This is a genomic window from Amycolatopsis keratiniphila (genome assembly GCF_000400635.2).
Taxonomy (GTDB): domain Bacteria; phylum Actinomycetota; class Actinomycetes; order Mycobacteriales; family Pseudonocardiaceae; genus Amycolatopsis; species Amycolatopsis keratiniphila.
In genome coordinates this window covers 6183015-6209438 of sequence record NC_021252.1, presented here as the reverse complement: position 1 = coordinate 6209438, position 26424 = coordinate 6183015, and the positions used below count along the sequence as shown (strand labels likewise).

The following is a 26424-nucleotide window of genomic DNA, read 5'->3' as shown; positions in this document are numbered from 1 at the left end:
GGTCTCGGCTCGATGGGATCGGCGGGTCACGCCGTTCCTCATGGTCATGCCCTTCTTCGCGCTCTTCACGGTGTTCGGGCTGTTCCCGCTGCTCTACACGCTCTGGGTGTCGCTGCACGACTGGCAGTTGATCAACGGTGACGAAGGTTTCGTCGCGCTGGACAACTACTTCGAGCTTTTCGGCGACCCCAAGTTCTACAACGCGCTCGGCAACACGCTCACGTTGCTGCTGCTGGCCACGGTGCCGCAGATCGTGCTCGCGCTCGGCATCGCCGCCCTGCTCGACCGTCCGCTGCGTGCCAAGACCTTCTGGCGATCGGCGGTCCTGTTGCCGAACGTGGTTTCGGTGGCCGCGGTCGCCTTGGTGTTCGGGCAGCTGTTCGGACGCGATTTCGGTGTCGTCAACTGGCTGCTCGGCCTCGTCGGTGCGCCACGGCTCGACTGGCACGCACAAGGCTGGTCCGCTCAGGCGGCGATCGCCCTGATCGTCGTCTGGCGCTGGGCGGGCTACAACGCGCTGCTCTACCTGGCGGCGATGCAGAGTGTGCCCGCCGAACTGTACGAAGCCGCGGAGCTCGACGGGGCCTCCCGGCTGCGGCAGTTCTTCTCCGTCACGCTGCCGGCGATCCGTCCCACGATCCTGTTCACCGCGATCGTCTCGGCCATCGGCGGAATGCAGCTGTTCGTCGAACCGCAGTTGTTCGACACCAACGGCGTGGCGGGCACCGGCGGCGACGACCGGCAGTTCCAGACCATCGTGATGTACCTGTACGAGAAGGGGTTCGGGCAGTTCGACGCCGGTTACGCGGCCGCGATCGCGTGGGTGGTGTTTCTCGTCTGCGCCGCGCTCGCGGCGGCCTGCGTCGTCCTCGCCCGCCGGCTCCCGGGGAGGTCGTGATGGTGGAACGACGCCGTCGGCCCGGCTTTCTCGTCTACGGCGCGCTGCTGGCGGTCGTGGCCGGCTCGGTCTTCCCGCTCTACTGGTCGTTCGTGGTGTCCACCAAGGACGGTTCCGCGATCGCCGAGCGGACCCCGCCCCTGGTCCCGGGTGGCCATCTCTTCGACAACGTGCGCGAGGTCTTCGACAAGGTCGATTTCTGGCTCGCGATGCAGAACTCGCTGATCGTCTCGGGCACGTTGACGGTGTCCAACGTGCTGCTGGCGAGCCTCGCCGGGTTCGCCTTCGCCAGATTGCGGTTCCGGGGCCGCGACACCCTGTTCCTCCTTCTGATCGGTACCGTGATGGTGCCCGCACAGCTGGGGATCATCCCGTTGTACATGGTGGTGAGCGAACTCGGCTGGTACGGCGAACTGCCGGCGGTGATAGTCCCGGGCCTGGTGAGCGCGTTCAGCGTGTTCTGGATGCGCCAGGCCTGCGAGGAAGCCATCCCCGCCGAACTGCTCGACGCGGCCACCATGGACGGTTGCTCGATACTGCGGGCCTACTGGCATGTCGCGTTGCCCGCGATCCGGCCTCAGGCCGCCGTTCTGGCGATGCTCACGTTCATGGCCGCCTGGAACGACTTCTTCTTCCCGCTCGTCGTCCTGGACCCGCATGACAGCCCTACCGTCCAGGTGGCGCTGTCGGCGCTCGCCAGCGGCTACTACACCGACTACGCGCTGATGCTCACCGGCGCCACGCTCGGGGTGATCCCGGTGATCGCTCTGTTCGTCCTGCTGGCGCGTCACGTGGTCCAGGGAGCACTTCGCGGCGTGCCGAGCGCCGATTTCAAGCGATGAGAGGAACGCGATGAACGACGCGCAGCCGTACCGATTCCCGTCCGGTTTCCGTTGGGGGGCGGGGACTTCCGCTTTCCAGATCGAGGGAGGCGTCGCCGAGGACGGTCGTGGCAGATCGGTCTGGGATACCTTCGCCGCGATCGAGGGCAAGATCCACTCCGGGCACACCGCGGACGTGGCCTGTGATCACTTCCATCGCTACGAAGAGGATTTCTCCCTTTTGACCAGGATCGGCGTGCCCTGGTACCGGTTCTCGGTCTCGTGGCCGCGCGTGATGCCCGACGGGCGCACCCTGGAGGCGCGCGGTCTGGGTTTCTACGACCGGATGGTGGACTCCCTGCTGAGCCGCGGGATCACCCCGTCGGTGACCCTCTATCACTGGGATTTGCCGCAGGCACTCGAGGACGAAGGCGGCTGGCCTGCCAGGGACACGGCTTACCGGTTCGCCGACTATGCCGCGCTGGTCCAGGAGCTGCTCGGCGACCGGGTCGATCACTGGACGACGGTCAACGAGCCCTTCTGCGCGGCTTTCCTCGGCTACGGCACCGGTGTGCACGCTCCCGGCCGCACCGACGAGGTGCTCGCGATGCGGGCCGCGCACCACCTGATGCTCGCCCACGGCCTGGCCATGAAGGCGCTGCGGGCAGGCGCCCGGCAAGAGCAGGAGTTCGGTCTGGCGCTCAACTTCGCCCCGGCGCTCGCCGACGTCGACGACGAGCGGCATCGTGAAGCCAGGCGCAAGTTCGACGGCCTGCACAACCGCTTCTTCCTGGACCCCGCCCTGGGAAGGGGCTATCCGGAGGATGTCCTGGCCGACTCCCGCCACCTCGACTGGACGTCGGTCGTCCACGACGGTGATCTCGGGACCATCGCCCAGCCGATGGACTGGCTCGGGGTCAACTATTACGCCCCGGCCAGGGTGGTCCCGCTGGAGGACGCCGATGCCGTGAGCAACTGCGGACTGCCGAGCCTGCGTGGGATGGACGTGACTTCGCCGCGAGGACCGCTGACGTCCTTCGGGTGGGAGCAGGCGCCCGGATCGCTGACGGATCTTCTCGTCTGGCTGCACGAGCACACGGGCGGCCTGCCGACGCAGGTCCTGGAGAACGGCGCGGCTTTCGAGGACCGCGTCGAGGAAGACGGCCGGATCCGCGACGGCGAGCGCGAACGGTACCTCCACGACCACCTGCACGCGGTCCTCGCCGCCATCCGCGCAGGGGCGGACGTACGCGGCTACGTCGTCTGGTCGCTGCTGGACAACTTCGAATGGTCGCTCGGGTACACGCAGCGGTTCGGCCTGGTCAGGGTCGACTTCGCCGATGGACTGCGCCGGACGGTCAAGGACAGCGCCCGCTACTACGCGCGCGTCATCGAGAAGAACCAGCTACCTGTCTGAGCGGCGTGTCCCAGGACAGCCCGGCGAGCTCGTTGCGCGACGTCAAGCCGAGTTCGGCGAGCACGCGGGTGACATGTGCCTGCACGGTGCGGCGGGGCAGCGCCAGCGCGGTGGCGATCTCAGGGTTCGAGCGGCCCTGTCCCGCCAAGGTCGCGATCACGCGCTCCATCGCGGACAAAGAGGACCAACCCGCCCCGGCGACGGTTCTTTCCGGTCGGCCCGGAACGATGCCGTACGTCCGCAACCGCTGTTCGAGTGCCCCGATGTCCCATTGCGCGCCGAACCGGTCCAGCCCGGCGACTGCGTCGTCCGCAGCGGCCTGCGCCTCGTCCCGTCTGCCGTTCGCGGCGAGCAGAACCGCGGCATCGCCCAGCGCCGAGGCCAGTTCGACCCGGCGGCCGACCTTGTCGTAGTGGTCGACGGCCTGGAGCAGAGGCTCCGGATCGCCGAAGACGAGGGCTTCGCACCATCGCGCGGCAGCGGTCGCTCTCGCGGGTATGACCTCCTTCGCGGCCTCTTCCCGGCAAACGTCGAGAGCCTTGGCGGCGATCGGATCGCCGCCCTGCGCCAGAGCCAGCCGGATGAGCCACGGAAGCCATTGATGACGCAGCATCATCGCGGCGTACGTGGGATCCATGATGGGGCTGAGGAGGGCGACCGCCTGGTCCGGGTCGCCTTGCTGTTCCGCCTGTTGAGAGCGGGCGACCAGGAGGAAGTCGCAGCTCTCCCGCTCGGAGTCGGTGACCGGGATGTGCTCCTCGGCGGCGTAGAGATGGGCCGCGGCCTGTTCGGCTTCGCCGCGGCGGCCGTGGATCAGACCGGCGACGCCGTGCAGCAGCAGCGCGGCCGCGCCAGGCTCGCGGTGGCCGTGGAAGGTGATCGCCGGCCCGTCCTCGGTGACGGTGTCCAGCTCCGCCAGCGCGTCGTCCCATTCGCCGGTCCAATAGTCGTGCACCGCCGAAGAGACCTGCAGCCCGTGGGGAAGCGAGTACTTCGCCGCCGCGCGCTGCGCGGTGCGCAGCGTCGTCCGCGCCTCGTCCAGCCGATCGAGGTTCTGCAGAGTGAAAAGGCGGTTGTCGAGCAAATCGAAGTAGAACCCCGCGTGCTCTTGGTGTCCTTCGACGGCGTCGATGGCGTGCTCGACATGGCGCAGCGCGCTGCCGTGGTCGCGTTCGATCGACTTGACGAGCCAGAGCGTTTGCAGCGCGTGCCCGATCGGATAGGGCTCGCCTACCGCGAGCGCTTGGCTGTAGGACCGCAGGGCCTTCCGGGTGGCTTCTTCGAGATCATCGAGGGTGCCGCGTTCGAAGTTCGCCAGCAGGGCACGCCGTCGCTCCCGCCAGATCGGTGGGGTTTCGGGGGAGTCGTTGCGCTCCAGCAGAGTCGTCGCGGTGTCCGTCTCTCCGCGTCGGTGCGCCATCGCCGCCGCGAGATGGCGCATCTCCGCCGCCCGTCCCGGGTCACGGCTGATGAGCATGGCTTCCTGCGCCAAGTCGAAGGGCTCCTGATCGAGCCGGAACAGGACCAGGACGTACGCGGAGAGCAGTACTTCCCGGCGAGGGTCGTCGGCCGGGCATTCGTCCAGTACCCGGTGCAGAAGGACGGCGGCGATCGAGGGGGCGCGATTGGAAAGAGACTCGTGGTGGTCGGCAAGCCAGCCGATCACCCAGTCGTCGACCGCCGCCGGAACGGCGACGAGTTGCTGGGCGATGTGTTCCACACCCGAACCGATACCCGCCAGCGCCTCGGCGGCCCGCCGATGCCATTCGGCCCGGATGTCTTCGGGGATCTCGTTGTACAGCGCCCAGCGGAGCATCGGATGCCGGAACGCCAGTTGCGTCCCGGCATCCACGACGATCCGCATCTCCATCACCTGTTCGAAGACACCGAGCAGTTCGGACGGCATCTTGCCCATCGTGGCGGCCACCTGTGCCAGGCCGAATTCCATTCCCAGCACCGCCGCGCGGCGCACCGTCTCCCTGCTGAGCCCGTCGAGCAGAGCCAACGACCGGGCGACGGCGTCGAGCAGCGACTCCGGCGCTTTCAGGTCAGTGCCTTCTCGAACACGCGCGACGCCCTCGACGACTTCGATCGCGTCCTCCCTCAGCAGGGCGCTCGTCACCTCGCGGAGGTAGAGCGGATTGCCCGAGGCCTTGGCGATGAGCGAGCGCAGTTCGTCGCCGGGAGGGGCGCCGATCAGGTCGCCGAGGAGATCTTCGGCGGCGGACACGGCGAGTGGCCCGAGCGTGATCGCTTCCAGCCCGCGAGCCTCCGCCGCCTGACGGGCCTGCACCAGCTCTTCCCGTCGCGGCACGGGCCGGGACGCGGCGATCAGCAGCAGCGGAAGCTGCCGCGTGGCCGCGGAGAGCCGGTTCCACATGAGCACGCTCGCCTCGTCCGCCCACTGGAGGTCGTCGATGACCATCACCAGCGGCGCGGTGGCGCACAGCCGGTCGACGTGCGCGAGAATCCGGTCGGCGGTGGCGGCCACCGGGTCGGTATCGCTCGCCGACGACTCCGACTCGGTGCGCTTCGCGTCCAACCCCAGGCAGTCCAGGACGACCTGCAGCGGGAACAGCTGCTCGAGTTCACTGGCCGCGGCCCAAGCGACGTGGCAGCCGCGCTCGCCGATGTCCGCGAGCGCACAGGTGAGCACTTCGGACTTTCCGATGCCGGGCTCGCCTTCGATCCACACAGTCCGGCCTCGGCCTCCCAGCGCTTCTTCGGCGAGACCTTGGAGGACGGCGACTTCCTCTTCGCGGCCGTGGCAGACGGGCGGGGTCGTACGGCGGGCCTCCAGGGCGTGGATCACGGGGCCGGGGAGCACCGACAGCGTCTCGACGACCGCCGTGGGCGCGGTGGTCGAAAGCAATTCCGGATCGTTGGTCAGAATGCGCTGGTGGGTCTCTGCGAGCTCCCGGCCCGGTTGGATGCCCAGCTCGTCGCGGAGGATCCCGCGGGCGGTACGGAAGGCTTCCAGCGCTTCCGTGGTCCGGCCACTGCGGTGCAGGGCGATCATCAGCGACTGCCAAAGCGCCTCGCGCAGCGGATGCTCGCGGACGAGGACGGTCAACTCCGAGACCAGATCCTCGTGGGCCCCCAAGGCCAGCAACCCGGCCGCCCGCATTTCGAGCGCGGCGATCCGTTGTTCGGCCAATCCGGTGCGCAGGGCTTCGGCATGGGGGCCGGGGACGCCGGTCAGGGCCTCGCCGCTCCACAAAGCCAGGGCGCGGTCCAGCGTTTCGACCGTGTGGGCGGCGTCATTCTCCTGCCACTGCGCGCGGGCCGTTTCACGGAGCCTGTCGAACTCTCCGATGTCGAGCGCGGTGGGGGCGAGCCGGAGCCGGTACCCAGCGGAGTCCGACACCAGCAGGCCGTCGGTGGACCAGCGGGTCCGGCTCGGTTCGAGGATCCGGCGCAGTCCCGAGATGTAGGTGTGCACGCTGCCGTTCGCGCTGGCAGGCGCGGCGTCACCCCAAACCGCCTGGATCAGGTCGGCCCGGCTGATCGGCCGTGTCACCGCACGGGTCGCCAGCGCGGCGAACACGGCACGTTGACGGGCCGGCCCCAGCTTGAGTTCGTCGTCGCCCAGCCAGGCACGCAGCGGGCCGAGAGCCTGGACCCTGAAAGGTTCTTCGCTCATCGGCACGCCCGCTCACGTCCGCGGACGAACCGCCGTTTCGCTCTTCGGATGTCAGTGAGCGCACCCAGCTCGCCGTAGCCGTTCAGCGCGACCTGTAAAGCCTCTTCGGCCTTGACCGTCTCGCCTCGCCCGGCGAGAAGAGCGGCGGCGTCTTCCATGGCCTGTGCCTCGCCGAAGCGGTTTCCCGCCGTCCGCACGTACTCGGCCGCATCGAACGCGGCCATCGGGTCGCCGGCGAGGACGGCCCGGCATCGGAGCGCGGCCGCTCGGTGCTCCGATGTGTTTTCACACCGCGACGTCGCCAGTTCCGCCTCCGCGTACTCACCCAGCTCGACCGCGATCCGCACCAGACCGGGTAGCCAGGGGCACGCCACCTCGTCCTCGAACTCCAGCAGGCCCGACAACATGTCGAACGCCACCGCCTGCCTGTCCTCCGCCTCGGCGAGCATCGCGTTGGCCACCAGCATGAAGTCCGTGCCGTCCTGACCCGGCCCCCCGGCGGGAGCCGAGGCCCATACGGACATCAGGTGTGTGCGCGCGTCGTCCGGCCTGCCCTGGTGGGCGGCGATCACCGCCGTTACGCCGCTGAGCCGTCGCAGGGCGCCGGAACGGTCGAGGGTGTGCCGCGCGAGGGTCAGCCCGCTGCGCAGCCGCCGGGTGAGGTCCTTCTGTGGCGAGTCCCAGTGGCCGAGCCAGTAGGACTCCGCGGGGTCGAGGGCCGGCATCGTCCGCTGGGGCGGGATCAGGGTCGGGTGCGGTTCGCCGGCGGGTTTCCCGTCCACCGGCCAGCCGCCGGTCTGGACACGCGTGAGCAGGGCTTCGTTGAGAGCACGCCAGCCCGAGGATGCCCCTTCGGCCTCGAGCGTCTCCTCGATCTCTTGCCGGGTCTGATCAGCGCCGCCACGGAGAAGACGCGAGAAGGCGAGCAGCCAGCAAATCTCCGCCAGCACCTCGGGGTCCTTCGTCCGGGCGGCTACTTGGCTCGCCTCGGCGGTCAGGTCCCGTTCGAGCCAGAATTTGATGCGCGCCGTCGCGATCCCCAGCTCTTCACGAAGCGCCAAGGGAACCACGCCGGAGGTGGTCACCCGCTGGAGCAGCCGCAGCGTCGCCAGAGGTGATCGTGGCGCCAGCTGGTAGACCTCGCGCGCCAGCCAGGCGCAGAACCATTTGTCGACCGGGATCGGGGCGGCGAGCAGTTGGAACGCGACGCGTTCGACAGGGGCGCCGACGTCGGCGAGTGCTTCCGCCAGTTGCCGGTGCAGAGCCAGCCGGATCGCGGTCGGGGTCCTGGCGTAGAGCGCCTCGCGGACTACAGGGTGCCTGAAGGTGAGTCTGCCCCGGACCCGGGTCACCAGACCGGCCGCCTCCACCTCGGCGATGACGTGATCGAAGTCCGCCGTCGGCCTCCCCAACGCCGCCGCGAGGTCGTCGGGTGTGAAGAACCGGTCCAGCAGAGCCGCCCACCGGAGCAATTCCGAGGCCGCGGCGGAGAGGAAGCCGAGACGGCGGCCAATGCTCTCCAAGGCGGGCTGAGGAACGATCGTGCGACCTTCCGCGGTCACCACGTCTGGCGGCTCGTTCCCGCCAAGAGCACTGACGAGGTCCCGGACGAAGAGCGGATTCCCCGCCGCGCCGCGGGCGAGTTCGACCAGAGCCGGGCTAGGGACGTCGCCGGTCAGTTCGACCAGGAGAAGGTGTGTCTCTTCCTGCGAAAGCGGCGCGAGGTTGTGAACCTGCGTGCCCGTCGTGACGATCTGGGCGCGGACCGCGTCGAGCCGGTGATCGGCGGGTACACGCCTGCTCACACCGAACAGCAGTATCGGAAGCCGCCGGGTCTCGATCGCGAGCCGTCTCCAGGCATCGAGACTGGCCGGATCCGCCCACTGGAGGTCGTCCATCACGAGGATCAGGGGGCGTTCACGGCACAGGTCCGCGACAAGTTCGACGACGAGGTCGATCGCCGCCGCCACCGCGGTTTCGTCGTCCGCGGCGATGGTGCGGACCGCACGCGCCACTTCACGACGGCGGGCGTCGGCCGAGTTCGCTTTGACGTCGAGGCAGTCGAGCACGACCTGCAGCGGGCCGCGCTGCTCCAGCTGATCGGCGCCGGCGGTCGCGGGCGCGCAGGCTCCGGCCTGCGCGAGACCCGCGGTGATCAGTGCGGACTTGCCGATGCCCGGTTCGCCCTCGAGCCAGAACGAGCAGCCACGGCCCTCGTCCAGCCCGCGCACGGCGGTCCGGATCGACGCCAGTTCGCAGTGCCTGCCGACGATGGACTCCTGCGCTTTGGCACGAGGCGTCCGGGTGGCGGTCACCGGCGGTCCGGTCACCTGTCCGTGCCACAGCGCCGGGTCGTCGGCGCGGATCTGCTCGTATCGTGCCGTCAGGTCGGTGCCCGGTTCGACCCCGAGCTCGTCGATCGTGGCGGAACGGAGCCGCTCGAACGCGCCCAGCGCCTCGTCGCGCTGCCCACAGCGGTAGAGCGTGAGCAGATGGAGGCTCTGCAGGCCCTCTCGAACCGGATACGCGGCGGCGACCGGCGCCAGTTCGGCGAGGACCTTCTGGTGCTCGCCGGCGTCGAGCATGATCTTGGCGCGGCGTTCGACGACCTCGAGCCGCAGTTCCTTCAGCCGCTCACGCTGAGTCTCGGCATAGGGACCCGACAGACCGGCCATGGGCTCGTCCTGGAAGAGCTCGAGCGCGTCGTCCAGGGCGGCGAGCGCGCCGGTGACGTCTTGTCCCCGCAGGCACAGCCGAGCCTTTTCGCGGAGATTTTCGAACCGGACGACGTCGATCGCTTCGGCTTCGACCCGAAGGCAGTAGCCGGGTCCACTCGAAGCCAGAACCGTGGCGGCGTCACGCAGCGTGCGGGTGGGGTCGAGAGCGGAGCGCAGGGAGGAGACGTAGGTGTAGATGCTGCCGTTGGCGCTGGCCGGCGCCTTGTCGCCCCAGATCGCGTCGATGAGATCCGAACGCGTGACGACCTGGTTCGCCTGGAACGCCAGAACGGCCAGCAGGGTCCGGCGCTGGGCGGATCCCAGCACTACTTCGTCGCCGCCTCGCCAAGCGCGTACTGGACCGAAGAGGTCAAGTTGCAAGCGCATCTTCGCCTCCGCGGTGTTCGCAGTACCAGATGGGGAATCACTGAGCGCTGATCGATCTGACTGATGGAGCATCCGAATCACCCGAACGGTCTTGCTGGCTTGTGTGGATAATCTGCCGATTACGCCCTGTGCGCGAAACGCTCTGCCGAGATACTGTGGTTCGACCCCAGGTTCGCCGGTGAATCCGTAGTTCTTTCAGCTTCTGGACTGGGCCGGCGGTCGAAAACGCCGCTGATCGACGGGCTGACCGGTGGACCCACGGCCGAGTGGTATCGATGGGGCGAGGCGACCACGCGGGCGGCTGTGCTCACTCGTTGTGCGAATGCCTGGATTCAGGGGCCGGTTCGGGCATTCACCGCGTCCAGGAGCACGTCGCCGTCGAAGAGCGCTTGGCCAGGGATCGGTTCACGTACCCAGGCGACGCCGTGTGCCGGAAGCGGGCCATGGGGGAGGGGTATGTCCGTTCCCTCGCTGAACACCCATACCCCGCAGGTCGGGGCCCGTCGCTGCTCCGGTGGGGTGACGAGGAAGGCCCACCACCGTTCGTTGTCGCCGCGCAGGCTCACCACTCCGCCGCGTGCTCCCGACGAATCCAGCATCGAGAGCAGTGCCGCACCGCGGCCCGCGGGTATGGCCACGGCGAGCAAGTCGGGTTGGAGGGAGAGTACGACTTCGGCTTGGGTGGTCCTGACGGGCCAGCCGAAGTCGCTCCAGTAGCGCAAGGCGGCGTCGCGGATGTCCCTGCCGGGTCCGGCCAAAGAGAGTGCGGAACTCGTCATGGTGGGCACACCTTTCTCGTGTGGTCCGGCCGGTGGACTGGAGTGAGAAGTAGGTAACCCGCCCGGTCTTCAGACTTTCTTAATGTCGCGGGGACGAGGAGAAGAGAGGTGCCTCCGAACGGAAGGTGGATCTGAGTCAATGGTGAAATGCCGACTCCACCCGATCGGGTGACACGGGTGGGAATGTCAACCCTGATCGTGTCGCTGCCTTTCCTTGTGCGGCGCCAATTCGCCGGTTGATCACGGGTGGGATGCTCGCGACGCGAGGAGACTGAGCCTGGCGGCGTGAAGTCAGAGGTGTGGTGTCGGACACAGGCCCGGTCCTGCGTCCAACATCGGGGATGCCGGCTTTCCGGTTTTCGGATGGGCGGCGAGGCCGGGTGGCCGTCTCGGCGCTATGAGTGAACGCGGGGCCCGCGTTGCGCCATGAGCGGTTTGCGATCTCGTCCGGCGCTTGCGGGAAAGATGCGATCCGTTCCGGTAATGGAGGTGGTCGCCGGGCGGTGCGCCGAGGTGGTCTTCGGGAATGGTGCGGACGAGACCATGACGCCGAATGGATCGCGGGCGGCGGCCTGTATCGAGCGCGCGATCGAATTCCCTTCGTCTCGCCTCTGTCCGATGCTTTCGTTTCGGTGAACGTATGAGGAGGACGAAATCGCCGGCGGGAAATGTTCGGTACCGGCGGGTTCGCACGGGTGGCCGTTGGTCCGTCACGGTCTCGGCGATCGACCCGGGAGGTGAACTGTGCCCGGGAAACCTTGGTGGCGCCGAAGGAATGATGTGCTCAGCGCTGTTTGAGCCGTGGCGCGGGTGGGGTGGACGGCCGGCCCGCAGGCTTCCGCTGGGGGCCGCGTGACGCATCCGCGGCCATCGGAGAATCGAGATTTTGTATCGACATAAGAGGTGACCGCGTTCGGGTGAACGATTCACGATTTAGGTTGACTCGACCTGTTCGTGCGCTCAGGGTGTTCTCGCTCTGCTATCCTGAAATGACATTTGTGCTGCGGGCGGCTCATCGACCTCGGGAAAGCGGCAAATGTCACCCCGAGACGAGGGTTTGAAGCAGGCTGTCACATCGACATCAATGAGAGCGAGTCATCGTGAGATCAGAGGGGTTCGGCAATCGGTTTGCGGAAAGCAAGCGGATTCCGCCGGTGGGCGGCGCCCCGTCCGGGTCCTTAGGCGTCCTGCTGCCGCACCTGGAACTGGCCAGTCTGCTGGATCAGTGTGTCGATCGGCTGGTGCGGGTCACCTCCAGAGCGCATGACGTACAGGACGAAGAGCAGCGCGTGGATCTCATGGTCGGTTTGACGAAAGCCGCCGAGGCCCTTCGTGCGTCCGAGCGATGTGATCACGAACCCGCGGAACGGTTGCTCCGATCGGCGCTCGACCTCATGCGGGGAGTCGACCTGAACCGATTCGCACTGTCCGATCGTTAGGATCCGCACCGGTGCTGAAGAACCGGGATCGGCATGCGGCTTATTGAGGGGTGAGTCAATGTGGGGTGACCGAGTCTCTGCGGTGAAGGCCCCTTCGCTGGGTCAAGGCTGAGAGTCGGCCTTCCTGGCTGTCGTTCTGGACCGGCCGACAGAGTCAGCTGCGCTCTGATCGTCCACAGGGGACACTTTTCCGGCGATGAATTGCCTAGTTTAAGGCCGTATGTCCGGTTTGGCGAGGGGGTCGTGAGTGGCAAGTAGGGTTCTAACCCTCTTTATCACTCACGACCCCCTGGCCAAACCGGGCAAATCGCTAAACTCGGGCACTGTCGCCGCAGAAAACGTCCTTTATGGACAGTCTGCGAGTCCTGCTCCTGCCTGCGACTCCGGCACGCCACATTTGCCTTACCCCGCTATATGTATCGACCAGGGAAGAGGCGTGGAAGCCTGCGCCACACGAGAGCCACCGAAACTGCCTCGGACGTAGGCGAATTCGGTGATCTGCTCACTGGGGAATGGGGAGATGTCCCAGCTCCGGGTACCCGGCAGGCGTGAGCTGATCACCAAGGGCCCGGAGGGGCCGATCTCATGGTCGACGTCGTCGAGGGAGAACGGCACCGTCTCACCGGATCAGATGATTCCCGCCTGCATGGCGTAGGCGACCGCGTGCGGCCGGTTGCGCAGGTTGAGCCTGCTGGTCAGCTCGTAGATCACGTTCTTGACGGTGCGCTCGGAGTAGCACAGCTTTTCGGCGATCTCACCGGTGTCCCAGCCATCGGCCATGAGCCGGAGGACGTCGACTTCCCGCGAGGTCAGACCGGCGGCGCTCAACCCCCGCGGGGAGAGCACGTCGTGCTGCAGCCGGCGTACGCTGTCGAGCAGCTTGCCCAGCAGGTCCGGGGGCATCAGGCCGCGTCCGGAACCCGCCGCCACGATGGCCTCGAGCAGCCGGTCACCAGACGTGCGGCTCCTGGGGAGAACCGCGACCACGCGGCACTCGACAGCGCTGAGGACGTCGTTCTCCCGCAGGTCGCCGACCAGCAAAACCTTGGGAACCATCGCGAGGTCACCCTGGCGGAGGCTCGCAACGATCTGTGGAGTCATCCGGTCCGCCTGGACCAAGAGCACGTCCTGCTCGGTCACCATGTCGACATCGAGCACCGCCACCTCGGAGCGCGTCCGTAGGAAGCTCGCCAACCCGGTCTGCGTGATCGAATCCGTGGCTTGGACGGCTACCCGTATCGGTTCCATTTCGACCCTCCACCATGGCCGCGACCTTCATCGGGGCGCCGGCCGTAACTCGAGCACCTGTGCAACTACTTCACAGCGACGCCGCTTCCAGCGTGGCTGGTCAGATCAATCCCACCCGCATGGCATAGGCGACCGCCTGCGAACGGGTGTTGAGCCTCAGCCGGTTCATCAGCCCGTACAGCACGTTCTTGACCGTTCCCTCGGAGTAGGTGAGCTTTTTCGCTATCTCGTCGGTCTGGTAGCCCTCGGCGATCAGCTGGAGGACATCACGTTCGCGCGTTTCGAAGCCGAAGAGCGTCAAGCCGGCCGGCGCCAGCACCTGGAACCTGAGCTGGGTGAGCTGGTCGAGAAGAATGCCCTGCAGCCGGTGCGGCATCAGCGCGGCGCCGCGGCTCACCGCGAGTACCGCCGAAGCCAAGGAGCCTTCTTTGAGCTCGTTACGGGCGAGCAACGCCGTCACTCCGCACTCGACGGCGACCAGCAGGTCTTCCGCACGGAACCGATCGGCGACGATCACCGCGCGCGGTGCCGACGTGACACCGGTGCCCTGGAACTGACGCAGGAACGCGAAGGTACTGCTCCCCACCACTCCGTCCACGACCACCAAGGCGACATCGGGAGTTTCCGTTCGGGTGTCCATCAGCAGCCGGAACTGCTCGCCGGCACCCAGCATGGCCTTCACTCCGGCCTCGGTGAACTCGTCACTCGCGTGCACCAGGACTTTAACCGCAGCCACGGTACGAACTCCTCTCCCGTCCATCTCGGGACGTGAAGAAGAGTGACGGTGACTACTTAATAATCGCTCTATTACCCTTCGCGACCTTGATCGTCACGCTGTGCCGGGAGCGAAAACCCGCAGGTCGTTTCGTTACCCCTGCTCGGTCGGGTGCCTGGTGAGAAGCCTAGACCGCTGATCAACGCCTTCGCCGCTCCGAGACGCAGGCGAGGGATCTTCGGAGCTCCTTCTTGCCTCGAAGACTCTGACGACCCCTTCAGTGGTCACGGAGTGTGATCATTGCTGCTGGCTTCCCGCATCACCCGATGGCCCCGTGGGCCGTGCCGCCGCGCTGAGGGGCGGCACGGCCCACGTGGACTGTCATCCGGTCAGTCCGCGTCGTCGTGCACCCCGGCGAGTTCGTGCCGCTTACGTCGGCTGGTGAACCAGCCCACGATCAGGGCGGCGGCGATGAGCGGCAGGCACAGCAGGGTCACCCGTCCCGCGCCTTCGTCGAACCACATCAGCACAAGCACGGACGCGAGGAAGGCGAGGGTGACGTACTGTGTCACCGGCGTCCACGGCAGCCGGTAACCCGGCCGTTCGACCAGGCCCGCCTTCGAGCGCTTCACGAAGACGAGGTGACAGATGATGATCAAGCTCCAGGTGGCGACGATCGCGACCGCGGAGAAGTTGAGAATGATCTCGAACGCGCTGGCCGGGACCAGGTAGTTCAGGCCGACACCGAGGACGCACACGCCACCGGTGAGCAGGATGCCGCCATAGGGCACCTGACTCTTGTTCATCACGCCGGTGAATCCGGGGGCGGAACCGGTCTTCGCCATCGAACGCAGGATGCGGCCGGTGGCGTAGAGGCCCGAGTTCAGGCTGGACAGGGCGGCCGTGAGCACGACGAGGTTCATCACGTCGCCGGCGGCGGGGACGCCGATGCTGGACAGGACGGTGACGAACGGGCTTTCGCCGGCGCGGTACTCGTCCGATGGCAGCAGCATGGACAGAAGCACGACCGATCCGACGTAGAACACGCCGATCCGCCACATGATCGAGTTGATCGCCTTCGGCATCACCTTGGCAGGCTCGGCGGTCTCACCCGCGGTGACACCGACGAGCTCCACCGCCGCGTAAGCGAACACCACACCCTGGACGACCAGCACCAGCGGCAGGAGACCGTGCGGCATGATGCCGCCGCCATCCGCGATCAGTTGTGGTCCTGGGGTATGTCCGTCGACCGGCGTACCGGTGACCAGCAGGAAGATCGCGATCGCCATGAACACCACCACGGCGCCGACCTTGATGATGGCGAACCAGAACTCCATCTCGCCGAAGATCTTCACCGAGACGAGGTTCAGCGCCAGCACGACGGCCAGCATGATCAAGGCAAGGATCCATTGGGGAATGGAAGAGAACATCGCCCAGTAATGCGCGTAGATCGCGATCGCGGTGATGTCGGCGATACCGGTCGTCGCCCAGTTCAGGAAATACATCCACCCGGCGACGAAGGCGCCTTTTTCACCCAGGAATTCCCGTGCGTAGGAGACGAAAGCGCCTGATGAGGGGCGGTGCAGTACCAGCTCGCCGAGGGCGCGGACCACGAAAAAGGCGAACACGCCACAGATGGCGTAGACGATCGCGAGGGCGGGACCCGCCGAGTTCAGCCGACCGCCGGCGCCCAGGAACAGACCTGTGCCGATGGCGCCACCGATCGCCATCATGCTGATATGCCTTGGCTTCAAAGACTTGCTGTAGCCCTCATCGCCGGCGTCGTGGGACACGCCTGCAGTGGCCACTTCCTCTGTTTCTGAAGGTCGCATCAGGATTTCAGCCTCATGTCCTGTGATGGCGGACGGCCACGCCCCCCCACAGAGCTTCGAAGGCGTCAAGCCGGCGAGCGCGTCAGTGGGCTCGCGAGGGGAACTGTGCTGACGGCGAGAGTTCCGGTCAATGGAAGCTGCACTCAGTTTGAACTTCTGGACAACAGACGGCGCTATTCCGGGAACCACTTGAACTACTGTTGAGTTCGATTTAAGGAAGATTTGATGTGGGCATAGTGAGCCAGATCGCATTCCGGGAGTTTCGGGGAAATCCGCGCGAGGTCAGGTCGATTGTCGTGAGTTCGCCACGGGAGGCGCCGTGATGTGACGCCCAGCACAGGGGCCGGGAGTCATCCCGGTGGGAAGACCACAGGCCCCTGCTCAGTGTCATCTGCCCGTGGTCGTCGCTCTCCTCTGTCCGAAGACGGTCGGAGCGGCGCGGATGAAGAATTCGTTGAGTCCCGCTTGCTGAAATCGACGGCATTCCAGAGAAGCCGAGGCCGGAGGGATGGCGAAATGGCGCGACGACGTGGCGGACTGGTGGGGCGCAGAGCGGAACTCGCGACCATCGTCCAGGACCGTTGTGCCGCCGGCCCGACCGTGGTGTCCGGTCTTCCGGGCGCCGGTAAGTCGGCGTTGCTGGACGAGGTGCGCCGGACGCTGGTCGACAGCGGGGCCCCGGTGCTCAGCGTGTCTTTCCCCGCGGAACGGCCGGAGTGGGACCTGTTCGGTTTCCGGTCCGTGCTGGCGGCGATCCGCGAGCAGTACGAGCAGTTCGCAACCGATCCCCGCCTTCCGGAGTCCCTCGAACGCGTGAGTACTTCGTGCACGAAAGAGGCCTACGCCGATCCGTGGTCGCGCTTCTGCCTGCTGCACGCCATGAGCACGCTGTTCACCCGTCTCGAGACGACAGCGCCGGTCACGGTCGTGCTGGACGGGATCGACCACCTTGCCGATCCCGTGCTCGCAGTGGCGCCGATGCACCGTGCGGGCCACCGGGTCATCGCTTCGTATCGCACGCCGCGGTCCGGCCGGGCGGACCCGTTCCGCGGGACACAGGGCCGGACGATCGAGCTGGGCCCGCTCTCCTCGGATGAGGCCTCCACCCTGTTGCGGCGCGCGACGGGCATGCGGGTCACGCCGGCCCTGGAGCAGGCCGTCCACTGGGCACTGGGACCGCTGTGGGGGCATCCTGCCTCGATGATCTCGACGGTGAGCGAGTTGCGTCGCGGCGAGAAGCTCGAAGTCGTCGACGGTCTCGCCCACCTGCGTGCGGGGGAAGCGCCCATCGCGGTGCCGGCCGGCCACCCTTTCTCCGAGGTGATCGAAAGCTTCGGGGAGATCGGAAGGCGTGTGGTACTGCTCGCGGCGAGCACTCCCGGGCTCCTGATCGAGGAGACTTCTTACCTCGAAGTCGGTGATCAGCCGGGCAGGATCGCGGGCCGGGCGACCGACGCGCTGATCCAGGCCGGGTTGCTGGACTGCGATCCGGACGGCCGGATCCGGTGCCGGGTGCCCGGGATCGGGGCGGCGATGGAGCAGGGTGGGCTGGACGTGCGGAAGCTGCACCGCACTGTCGCCGAAGGCATGCTGGACGCAGGCAAGGTGACGGGGCCGTACCGGCAACCGCTCGCGAGTCACATCGCCGCCGCGGGAAGCGAAATGCCGGTTTGCGGGGACTACGTCGGCCTCCTTCGCTCCTCGGAGTCCGCTCTTGCCGCCGATTCCGTGGAGCGCACCGCGTATCTTCATGCGATCTGGTGGCACACCGGCCGCACACCCGACCGGGCCGGCCGTCAAACCGAGCTCTTCCGTCACCTGGTTCGCACCGCCGACTACGCGACGCTGGAGGGGTTCACCCACGAGGCGCTGGCCGACCGCCCGGGAGCGGGCGAACGCGCCGAACTCGCGGTGGCTGCGGTCCTGTCCGCCGTGCACCTCGGGCGGCCGGTGCCCCAGCAGGTGCGGGACATGCTGGTGGGTGACGAAGTGACGTTGAATTTCGCCGACCGGTGGTTCGCCGGCCGACGGATCGTGCCGGAGGACGTGGAGTTGTCCCTCCTGCCGATCTGGCGTCAGGTCAGCTTCGCGGCGTGCCACCCGGGCCGGCGCGGCGATCTTCCCTGCGAAGAAGTCACCGAAGCCTGCGCCGTTCGCGATCTCGTGCCGGTGTTCCGTGCGGTGCTCGGCCGGGACTACCGGACTCCGTCGGCCGGGCCGGTGGCCGCGCACCACCGCGCGCGGATCGCGTACGCGGAGGGCGACTGGACCGGCGTGCTGGACGCGGTGTACGAGCTCGAAGCACACGCTTCAGTGGACGAGCTGGTCCGCGAACACACCCGTCTGCTCGCGGCCGAAGTGTTCGGGCGTCGGAACGAACTCCGCCGCGCGGCCGACTGGCTGGCCAAGGTGCCCGAGAACGGCCACCTTCCCCTGCTGCGGGCTTGGGTGGAGATCGGAGCATCCGCGGAGACCGGGAACGACCGCGAGGCTTTCGAGTCCGGTTGGCGTGCCCTGCGAACCCACTTCGAGTCCGACGACGAGGTCGGTGCCGCGCGGCTGTTCCTCCGGCTCGCCCGCCACGAAAAGAGGGATCCCATGCTCGACGAGGTCGTCGACGCCGCGGAGAAATGGTTCGCCGGCAAGGGATCTTCGTATACCTGCAAGATGGTCGCCTTGATACGTTCCCAGCCGAATGGCGAGGAGACGAAAACCGCCTCCACGGAAAGGGTGCTGGCCGAGATCGGCCGGCTTCCCGCCGATCGCCGGTCGAAGAAGGCCGGCGGCGGGGAAGTGCCCGGTCGCGAACCGCTGACGGAAATCGAAACAGGGATTCTCGAACTGGTACGCACCGGTCGGACGAACCGGCAGATCGCCCGCGCGGTCCGGATCAGCGAGAAGACGGTCGAGAAACATCTGACGAGATTGTTCGCCAAAGCGGGTTGCCGCACCAGGTATGGCTTGGCGACGTCGAATCTGGGGCGACGAGCAGATGCCGTCGGTGCCTGAGGAGTCCGGCTGCCGCCGGAGCCGGCTTCCCGCCGAGGACGCCGGACGCGGGTTGCCGCCCCGCCACTCGGTTCATCGCCACCGAGCGGATTTCACGCTGAGGTCCCACCTCGGCGAAGCGATCGCGATCGAGACGAACCTGTCCTACGACACCAGGGATCCGCTGGCGGTCACCCTGTCCTTCCAACGCGCCGGGGGCCAACCGGCCGAGTGGGTGCTCGGGCGTGACCTCCTCGTCGAAGGCCTGGTGTTCCCGGTGGGTGACGGAGACGTCCGGATTCATCCCGACGACGAAGATCCCGGACTCGTGTGGATCCACCTCGAAGTCCCCGTCGGCCGGGCGGAACTGACCGGCTGCTGTCGTCAATTGGCGGCGTTCATCGGGTGTACGGCCGCGGTGGTGCCCTTCGGCCGGGAAATGGAGTGGATGGAGATCGACGCGTCGATCGCGCGGCTGTTCACCGAAGACTGTGATGACCTCCCCGAATCCTGACCTCGAAAGGCGAACCCGATGCCGGTCCTCAAAATGCCACGCCTCGGCCGACGGAAGTCACAAGTGGCGTGCGTGCGCATCGGCACGTCACTGGTCGTGCACAGACCGGATGCGATCACCGCGCCGGCCCGGGAACTGGCCTCGTCGATGCCGGCCGATCCGGAGTACGTCGTTGTCGTCGTGGACCAGCCTGACACCGGAGGCTCTGCTCTCGGAGAGGCCGTCGGGACCGCTCTCGGCGAGGAGGTACGGCCTGTTCGGCTGATCCCTTCGCAGGATGCCGGGGCCATCAGCCTCGCCACCGCGCAGAAGCTCGCGGATCGGATCGGCCGGACGGTGGTCTACCCCGACGGTGTGGTCCTCGCGAACGCGTCCGGCCTGTCTTTCCTGCCTCCTTTCGAAGGCAACGGCTGGGTCGCTTGCGGGCCGGGAAGGGAACCGGCTCGGCTCGGCAGGCGTTTCCCCGAACCGGAGTGGGAAGGCCCCGCCACCACCGACGTCCAGCGGGCAGGGCAGGCCACGGTCGTCGAACCGTTGCCCGCCGGAGTCTGGCTGCGTCCCGACGGTCCACCGCGGTGGCTGGAGGCCGACCGCGCGAAGCTGTCCCGATGGCTCACCATGCGTCCCCGTGACCTGACTGTCGTACTCGGCGGACATGGGATACCTCCACTCGCGCTGGACGACGTCGCCGAGTGGTGGGCCGTCGTACCTCCGGAAACCCGCGCGAAGACTCGTTTTCTGAGCTTCGGGGACGTCCGGATCCCTTCGCGCACCGCGCTCGGGCACGCACTGGCGGACGCTCTCGGCGAAGAGATCGTGCTTTACGGCGGTCTCCCGGTGGGAACGTCCGAGGCGCCCAAATTCCTCACCCTGCGCGAGGACGGCTCACATGGCTTGCGGACCTTCGCCGAGGAGATCGTCTTCTCGCCACGGCGCGGCTCGGCGAAGGCCGCCGCACCGCAGATCCGCCGGGGCCGCGTGCCGTTCAAGGGCCTGATCGAGGTCGGGCCCGGGGTTTACCGGTACGAAGGGGATGCGGTCGTCGAGGTCGTTCAGGCCGGACTGTGGCTCCGCACCATCCGTGAGCCCGGGATGGCGACCGAAGTCCGGACGATGCCGTGCGACCCGGGGTCCATCCTGATTTTCCACGACCCCGCCGTCGACGGGCACGACGCGCTCGTCGCCAATCTGCTCGACCGGCTGGACGGCTCGACCCGGGCAGGGGCGAAGCTCTTCCCCGTCCCCGCCGCGCCGGAAACGCGGCGGGCGGAGCTTCCGTTCGCGGCCGATCTCACCGCGCCGCTCACGCCGTTGCCGCGGCTTTCCCGGCTCCTGCGCGAGCATTTGAAGGAGACCGCGGTCGCGGAGCCCGCGGCGGCGGAGGTGCCTTATCTTCCGGTGGAACTCGGCGGCCAGGATACGGAGCCGGCCGAAGCGGATCCCGTTCCGGCGCGGGAGCCGGAGGTCGGGCCGCGGCCGGAACACGAACTCGTGGCCGTCCAGGCCACGCCGCGACCGGAACTGCGTGCGTGGCCACTCATCCCCGGCTTCGCCCCTGACCAGGAGCTCGTCCGTGCGGGCCGCGAGGAGGCTTTCGACAGGCTGTCGGAACAGGTCTTGGAGATCTGGCGTCGCTTCTCACCGAATCGGCCCATGTCGGACGGTGGCCTTGCCGAGGCGGTGGCGGCCGGACTGTACCTGGCCGGCGACGATCCCGACGTCGATGGGGGATTGCGTGCGGGCGTGGAGGGCCCGCACGTGGATTTCGCCCGTTGTGTGGCCGCTGGTCTGCAGAAGCTGCCGGTGCATCGCAACGTCGCGGCGACGGTCGTGAGCCCCGTGCCGGGGGTGTGGGAACTGCTCCGTGGCAATCCCGTGTTGCGGGAGTGGGGCTTCCTCAACCTGCTCACCGTGCCGGAGGAGGCAGCGGATGGTTCGACGGACCTGGTCGTCTGGTCGGTCACCGGGCGGCTGACCGCGCTGATCGAGCCGAAGGACAAAGGCCTTCCACATCGGGTGGTCTTCTTGCCAGGCACGGTCTTCAAGGTGATCGAGGTCGTCGAGCCCACCGAGAAGGAGCGAGGACGTATCTTGATGCGCGAAATGGTCGAGTCGGAATCCGGGGAAGGTGGCGGTGCCGCGGCCAAGGCCCGGGACGATCTCATCCGGTCGTCGTTGCGGCGGTTCGCTCGCCGCTCGGACAGGGCGAAGTCACGGCGACCTGGTGAGGCCAGGATCGTGCGCCTGGGCAGGGTCCCCGGAATCGCGGACCCGCCCAGCCGAAGGAACGAGCTTTGACCAGGCGGGGCCTGGATCCAGGGTCCCGCGAGATGAATGTGCCCGATTCGGGCGTCTCACGACCCCCATCGAAACCGCACTAATATGTATCAAACGGACATTTGCCTGTCGGTTGGTGTCCTGGTCAAGTCGAGGCTCCTGTCGTCTGCCCCGTCCGGAGATCGAGTCTGCGCGGAGCATCGCGCCGAACGACCTCCAGGTGCTCGCCGTGACGGCGCGGGGATGTCGCTCATGCGCCGAGTACGGCACCGCTCAGTGGCCTGGTGCGACGGCTTCCGGCTGAAGCTCCCAGGTGAAGAGTGATCGGCTGGGGGCCGGCGGCCTACAGAATGGGAACCAGAATGGACCTCAGCTCGCTTCGGCCGGAAATCGCGAGCTTGCGGTAGACGTTGGAAAGATGGAATTCCACCGTGGATGTGGTCAGGTGCAAGCGCTTGGCTATCTCTCCGTTGCTCAGCCCCGCCTGGGCGAGGTTCGCGACCTTGCGTTCTTTCACGGACACCTTCGCGGTATCACCGGTCTCGGACCATCGTCGCATCGTGTCGTCGGCGCGCTCGATCCACGATTCGTTGCCTGTCGCCACCGCTGTTTCCCGGAAGTCCCGTAGGGCGAGCTGGACTTCGTCGTGACGACCTTCGATTTTGAGTTTGACGGCGAGTTCGTATCGAGCCTGCATCAGAGTGCTCCGCGCGCCACTTCGGGCCAGCACGTCGATCGCTTTTTTCAAGAGGTCGATGTCCCTTCCCCCGATGTCCACGAGGCCGACGGCGCGCAAAGCGGTGCCGATCGCGCGAGCGGTGCCCCAGCGTCGTGAGCTGCTGAGTTCGTCCTCGGCCAGTGGGAGAGCGACGGTTGCGCGCCCGGTCGCGGCGGCGCTGAGGGCCGCCCTTGACCGCCACGGGATGACGGCGGGATTGGTGACGCCCCACCTGGCGAGTTCCCGGCCGCACGCGATGAAGTCGTCGTAGGCCGATTCCGGGTTTCCGATCGCCATGCTGAGAAGACCGCGCGCCGCCAGCACTTCGGCACGATCGAAGACGGCTTCCAGACCGCCGCTGAGGGAGTGTCCGCGCAGCAGGTCGTCCGCGCGATCGAGCTCGCCGAGCTCGACCAGCGCTTCGATGGCCCAGGCCACCGCGACCTCGGTGAACTGGTCCGGGCCACCCTGGGTGACGAAGGGGACGAGCAGCTCGGCGGCGGTGACAGGGTCACCGTTGACGGCCGCGACCCGAGCCCGTAACACGGGCACCGCGGTGGATTTCGCCCATCCCGAGCGCGTCGTCGCGCGGTCGAGGTGGAACTGAGCCGCCTCGCCCTCGTCGAGATAGACGAGGGTGAGGATGGAGTACCAGAAGCTGCCGACATCGCGCCAGTTGAAAGACTTCAGTGCCTGGTGTGCGAGTTCGGCCGCGAGCTGGGGTTCCGTTCCGTGATTCACCAGCTGCATCGCTTGAGTGGCGCTCAGGCGTTCCGGTGGAACCGGGTGCCCATGCCTGGCGGAATGCTGGATACCGGGCCGGGGACTGCCTGCCACGTAGACCAGCCCACCCAGGTCTGGTCCGACGATGTCGGGGGAGGCACAGGAGAGGACCTGGCGCAAAGTACCCAGCGCGGCTTCGCCGGCTTCGCTCCACCGGCCCAGTTCGCCCAACCTCGCCCGCTCGATTCGTGCGGCCTCCAGGGCTTCGAGAGCGGCTGCGGCGTCATGCGGCTGGTCCAGTTCGGTCATCCCGGCCACCGTCCTCTCCACTCGTTCGTACACCGGACGGCGTGATCACGCCGTCCGGATGGTCGCTTCGGGTCGTTCCCTGCTCGTGACGGAGGGTGACCTTGCTTCCATCGTACTTTCTCTGGCTCCACCGGAACCCCAGTAGTCACGTCCTGAACGTCTCACCTGCTCCGTTGCGCTTTCGAACGCGCCGCTCGGGGATGGTTCCCAGGCTCACCGATGACCGTACCTCCGTCGGGACGGCCGAACGCGTGTCGGCTCGCTCGCGGTGAGTGCGGCGTCCCGGCCCGTGGCAGCGCGGGACTCCACCTCAGGCACCCTCGGGTCCTCCAGCCCCCGGCGCCCCGCTCTCGGTGCCGAGGGCAGGACACACCAGGTGGTTTCGTCCGAGTTGTTGCCCGAAGTTCCCCAGCGTTGCCGCCCTTCGTGTGTTCGATCGGGTTTGACGCCATCGTCGAATAAAGAATTCGTTGAGGCATCAGTGATGCTCTTGAGTTCTGCACTCGGGACAGGTCGGACGATGGTCGAAGGAGGAAGCCGGAACGTGGGCCAGAACGTCATCATGGTCACGCAGACGCCGGGGCACGGTTACCGGCGCATCGGCGACGCGGTGGCCGGCGCCCCTGAGGGCGCCCTGATCGTGGTGGCGCCCGGCCGGTACAGCGAGAACATCGTGCTGTCCAAGCCGGTGACCATCACCGCCGAAGAGGGCATCGGGACGGTGACCATCCTGACCGGATCCGGCGTCGCGGTCTCGGCGGCCACCTCGTCCGCCGCCTTGTCCGGCATCTCGGTAGTGTCCACCGACAAGGACAACCCGGCCGTCTTCGTGGCGCAAGGGCAACTGAGTCTCACCGAATGCGCGCTGGAGGGATCGGGCTGGTCCTCGGTCTTCGCCTCCGGCGAAGGCCAGATCCTCATGCGTGGTTGCGAAATACGCAATGGCGCCGGGGCTGGAGTGGTGGTCACCGCCGCCGACGGGGGAGTGCTCGAGTCCTGCCGGTTCAACGACCTGGGCACCTCCGCCGTGGTCGTCGCCGACGACGGCGCGCTGATGATGCGTTCCTGCACTGTCGACAAGGCGGCGGGTAACGGCATCTGCCTCAACGGCCGCGGCGCCCTGACCGTGGAGGACACCACCATCACCGGTACGGGCAAGCCCGCGGTCGCCGTCGAACAGCAAGCGGCGATGAAGGCCAAGCGGCTGTCCGTCTCTTCCGGGGACGGGATCGGGTTCTACCTGGCCAGCACCGGCAGCGTCCACCTCGACGACTGCTCCGTCGAGCACGTCGGCGCCGAGGGCATCTTCGTGGCCGAGGGCTGCAAGCCCGAACTGCGCGGCTGCCGCGTCCGGGCCACCGGTTTCCGGGGTGTCCACTTCGCCGCTCGCTCGGGCGGAAAGATGACCAACTGCGAGGTCGCGGACGTGGACGGCATCGGGGTCCAGGTGACCGAACGCTCCACACCGGAATTCGACCAGCTTTCCGTCGCCGGGAGCAAACGTTCCGGCATCCGGGTGTCCGAAGCCGCGGATCCGTTCTTCCGCCGGTTGCGGGTGCTCGGCTCGGACGGCGCCGGCATCGAGGTCGACGAGGGCGGCCGCGGAACGATGGAAAACGTCGAGATCGAGGGCGGCGAAGTCGGACTGCGCGTCTTGGGCGGTTCCCGGCTGACGGCGAACGGGCTGAGTGTGCGGAACACCAGGGCCTCCGGGGTCGAGGTCGTCGACGCCGCGCTGGCGCTGGCGGACAGCGCGATCACCGGTTCGGGTGGTGACGGTATCCAGGCCGGTGCCGGCGCGAATCTGTCGGTTCTTCGTTGCCGCGTGCACGACAGCGGCGGTATGGGCTGCCAGTTCGCCGAAGGCGCGTCCGGCAGTGTCACCGAATCCGAATTCTCCGGCGGCAAGGCCGACGGCATCCGGCTCGAGACCAAAGAAGCGGTGCGGGTCTCGTCCTGCACGGTGCGGGACAACCACGGCAGCGGTGTGCGGCAGACCAGGCCAGGCACGGCGATCGAGGTGCTGGACCTGATCACCAGCGGCAATCTCCGTCCCGACGCCTTCGGGACGTCCGCCTCGGCCGAAGCGGCGGGTCCCGGGGCCGCCACCGCGCCCGCTCGCCCCAAGTCCGCCGGCGACCCTTTGGAGGAACTGCAGGCGCTCGTCGGTCTGGACGGGGTCAAACGCGAGGTGACCTCGCTGATCAACCTCAACAAGATGGCCAAACGGCGGCAGGACGCCGGGCTGTCGGCGCCGCCGATGGCCCGTCACCTGGTGTTCGCGGGTGCCCCGGGAACCGGTAAGACCACAGTCGCGCGCCTCTACGGGCAGGTTCTCGCGCAACTCGGTGTACTGCGAGAGGGGCATCTGGTCGAGGTGGCCAGGGCCGATCTGGTCGCCCAGATCATCGGCGGCACCGCGATCAAGACCACGGAGGCCTTCACCACCGCACTCGGCGGCGTGCTGTTCATCGACGAGGCGTACACCTTGAGCTCGGGTTCGGGCGGTAACGGGCCCGACTTCGGCCGTGAAGCCATCGACACCCTGGTCAAGCTGATGGAAGATCACCGCGACGACGTCGTCGTGATCGCCGCCGGCTACTCCAACGAGATGGCGAAATTCCTCGAATCCAACCCCGGTATGGAATCGAGGTTCAGCCGCACCATCGAGTTCGCCAACTACACGGCGGACGAACTCGTCACCATCGTCCGGACCCAATGCGCCAAGCACGACTACCGCCTCGACGAGGAGGCCGCGGACAGCCTCCTCGGCTACTTCGAGGCGATTCCGAAGGATGGCACCTTCGGCAACGGCCGGACCGCCCGACGGGTGTTCGAGCGCATGACGGACAGACAGGCCTCACGCCTCGCGGAAGCCCCCGAGGTGACCGCGGCCGACCTCACGCTTCTGACGGCGGACGACCTGGAACCAGGTGCTCGATGACCCATGTGCTCGAGGGAACCGCCCCGTCCACCCGCACCGCCCGAGCAGGAGGCAA

At 67.4% G+C, this 26424-nt stretch carries 15 protein-coding genes; 7 read left to right on the top strand and 8 right to left on the bottom strand.

Annotated elements, in window-relative coordinates; genetic code table 11:
* Positions 1-40 precede the first annotated feature (40 nt).
* From AORI_RS68370 to AORI_RS68360, 3 genes are read left to right on the top strand one after another with little or no spacing between them, the layout of a single operon-like run.
* Positions 41-898 carry a carbohydrate ABC transporter permease gene (locus AORI_RS68370; RefSeq protein WP_016335798.1) on the top strand — a complete coding sequence of 286 codons (858 nt, stop codon included), beginning with the start codon at positions 41-43 and terminating at the stop codon, positions 896-898.
* On the top strand, positions 898-1740 hold the full coding sequence (locus AORI_RS68365) for a carbohydrate ABC transporter permease (protein WP_016335797.1): 843 nt from the start codon (positions 898-900) through the stop codon (positions 1738-1740). The genes AORI_RS68370 and AORI_RS68365 overlap by 1 nt, the downstream gene beginning before the upstream one ends.
* Positions 1741-1750: 10 nt before the next feature.
* Positions 1751-3136 (top strand): GH1 family beta-glucosidase, encoded by a 1386-nt coding sequence (locus AORI_RS68360; protein ID WP_016335796.1) that lies wholly within the window; start codon positions 1751-1753, stop codon positions 3134-3136.
* Here AORI_RS68360 and AORI_RS68355 read toward each other — a convergent pair.
* From AORI_RS68355 to AORI_RS68325, 7 genes are all read right to left on the bottom strand, one after another.
* Positions 3108-6779, bottom strand: coding sequence for an ATP-binding protein (locus AORI_RS68355; protein WP_046200019.1), 3672 nt, complete (start codon positions 6777-6779; stop codon positions 3108-3110). The two genes, AORI_RS68360 and AORI_RS68355, sit on opposite strands and share 29 nt — an antisense overlap.
* Entirely contained in the window at positions 6776-9883 is a 3108-nt protein-coding gene (locus AORI_RS68350) for an ATP-binding protein (RefSeq protein ID WP_051552918.1), read from the bottom strand. The genes AORI_RS68355 and AORI_RS68350 overlap by 4 nt, the downstream gene beginning before the upstream one ends.
* A 332-nt stretch (positions 9884-10215) precedes the next feature.
* Positions 10216-10662 (bottom strand): hypothetical protein, encoded by a 447-nt coding sequence (locus tag AORI_RS68345; protein WP_228688199.1) that lies wholly within the window; start codon positions 10660-10662, stop codon positions 10216-10218.
* Between the two features lie 1178 nt (positions 10663-11840).
* A complete protein-coding gene (locus AORI_RS83715; RefSeq protein WP_228688198.1) occupies positions 11841-12017 on the bottom strand; it encodes a hypothetical protein in 177 nt (58 codons plus the stop codon).
* A gap of 711 nt (positions 12018-12728) precedes the next feature.
* Positions 12729-13349: a helix-turn-helix transcriptional regulator gene (locus tag AORI_RS68335; protein ID WP_016335791.1), complete on the bottom strand. Its 621-nt coding sequence runs from the start codon at positions 13347-13349 to the stop codon at positions 12729-12731.
* A 100-nt stretch (positions 13350-13449) separates the two neighbouring features.
* Positions 13450-14085, bottom strand: coding sequence for a helix-turn-helix transcriptional regulator (locus tag AORI_RS68330; protein ID WP_016335790.1), 636 nt, complete (start codon positions 14083-14085; stop codon positions 13450-13452).
* A 368-nt stretch (positions 14086-14453) separates the two neighbouring features.
* Positions 14454-15896 (bottom strand): amino acid permease, encoded by a 1443-nt coding sequence (locus tag AORI_RS68325; protein ID WP_046199842.1) that lies wholly within the window; start codon positions 15894-15896, stop codon positions 14454-14456.
* A gap of 516 nt (positions 15897-16412) precedes the next feature.
* Between AORI_RS68325 and AORI_RS68320 the strand changes: the two genes are divergently transcribed.
* The 3 genes from AORI_RS68320 to AORI_RS68310 all read left to right on the top strand — a co-directional run bounded on the left by AORI_RS68320 (position 16413) and on the right by AORI_RS68310 (position 21696).
* Positions 16413-18905 (top strand): helix-turn-helix transcriptional regulator, encoded by a 2493-nt coding sequence (locus AORI_RS68320; RefSeq protein ID WP_228688197.1) that lies wholly within the window; start codon positions 16413-16415, stop codon positions 18903-18905.
* Positions 18889-19398, top strand: coding sequence for an SsgA family sporulation/cell division regulator (locus AORI_RS68315; RefSeq protein WP_016335787.1), 510 nt, complete (start codon positions 18889-18891; stop codon positions 19396-19398). Before AORI_RS68320 ends, AORI_RS68315 begins: the two co-directional genes overlap by 17 nt.
* 72 nt (positions 19399-19470) lie before the next feature.
* A complete protein-coding gene (locus AORI_RS68310) occupies positions 19471-21696 on the top strand; it encodes a hypothetical protein (RefSeq protein WP_228688196.1) in 2226 nt (741 codons plus the stop codon).
* Between the two features lie 322 nt (positions 21697-22018).
* On the opposite strand, the gene AORI_RS68305 is transcribed toward AORI_RS68310, so the two are convergent.
* Positions 22019-23425 carry a helix-turn-helix transcriptional regulator gene (locus AORI_RS68305; RefSeq protein ID WP_016335785.1) on the bottom strand — a complete coding sequence of 469 codons (1407 nt, stop codon included), beginning with the start codon at positions 23423-23425 and terminating at the stop codon, positions 22019-22021.
* A 544-nt stretch (positions 23426-23969) separates the two neighbouring features.
* On the opposite strand from AORI_RS68305, the gene AORI_RS68300 reads away from it, so the two are divergent.
* On the top strand, positions 23970-26369 hold the full coding sequence (locus AORI_RS68300; RefSeq protein WP_016335784.1) for a right-handed parallel beta-helix repeat-containing protein: 2400 nt from the start codon (positions 23970-23972) through the stop codon (positions 26367-26369).
* Positions 26370-26424 lie beyond the last annotated feature (55 nt).

Excerpts from the sequence above, each read along its gene's own strand:
- AORI_RS68370 (WP_016335798.1), top strand. The coding sequence starts at position 41 with ATGGTCATGCCCTTCTTCGCGCTCTTCACGGTGTTCGGGCTGTTCCCG.
- AORI_RS68365 (WP_016335797.1), top strand. The coding sequence starts at position 898 with ATGGTGGAACGACGCCGTCGGCCCGGCTTTCTCGTCTACGGCGCGCTG.
- AORI_RS68360 (WP_016335796.1), top strand. The coding sequence starts at position 1,751 with ATGAACGACGCGCAGCCGTACCGATTCCCGTCCGGTTTCCGTTGGGGG.
- AORI_RS68355 (WP_046200019.1), bottom strand. The coding sequence starts at position 6,779 with ATGAGCGAAGAACCTTTCAGGGTCCAGGCTCTCGGCCCGCTGCGTGCC.
- AORI_RS68350 (WP_051552918.1), bottom strand. The coding sequence starts at position 9,883 with ATGCGCTTGCAACTTGACCTCTTCGGTCCAGTACGCGCTTGGCGAGGC.
- AORI_RS68345 (WP_228688199.1), bottom strand. The coding sequence starts at position 10,662 with ATGACGAGTTCCGCACTCTCTTTGGCCGGACCCGGCAGGGACATCCGC.
- AORI_RS68335 (WP_016335791.1), bottom strand. The coding sequence starts at position 13,349 with ATGGAACCGATACGGGTAGCCGTCCAAGCCACGGATTCGATCACGCAG.
- AORI_RS68325 (WP_046199842.1), bottom strand. The coding sequence starts at position 15,896 with ATGCGACCTTCAGAAACAGAGGAAGTGGCCACTGCAGGCGTGTCCCAC.
- AORI_RS68320 (WP_228688197.1), top strand. The coding sequence starts at position 16,413 with ATGGCGCGACGACGTGGCGGACTGGTGGGGCGCAGAGCGGAACTCGCG.
- AORI_RS68315 (WP_016335787.1), top strand. The coding sequence starts at position 18,889 with ATGCCGTCGGTGCCTGAGGAGTCCGGCTGCCGCCGGAGCCGGCTTCCC.
- AORI_RS68305 (WP_016335785.1), bottom strand. The coding sequence starts at position 23,425 with ATGACCGAACTGGACCAGCCGCATGACGCCGCAGCCGCTCTCGAAGCC.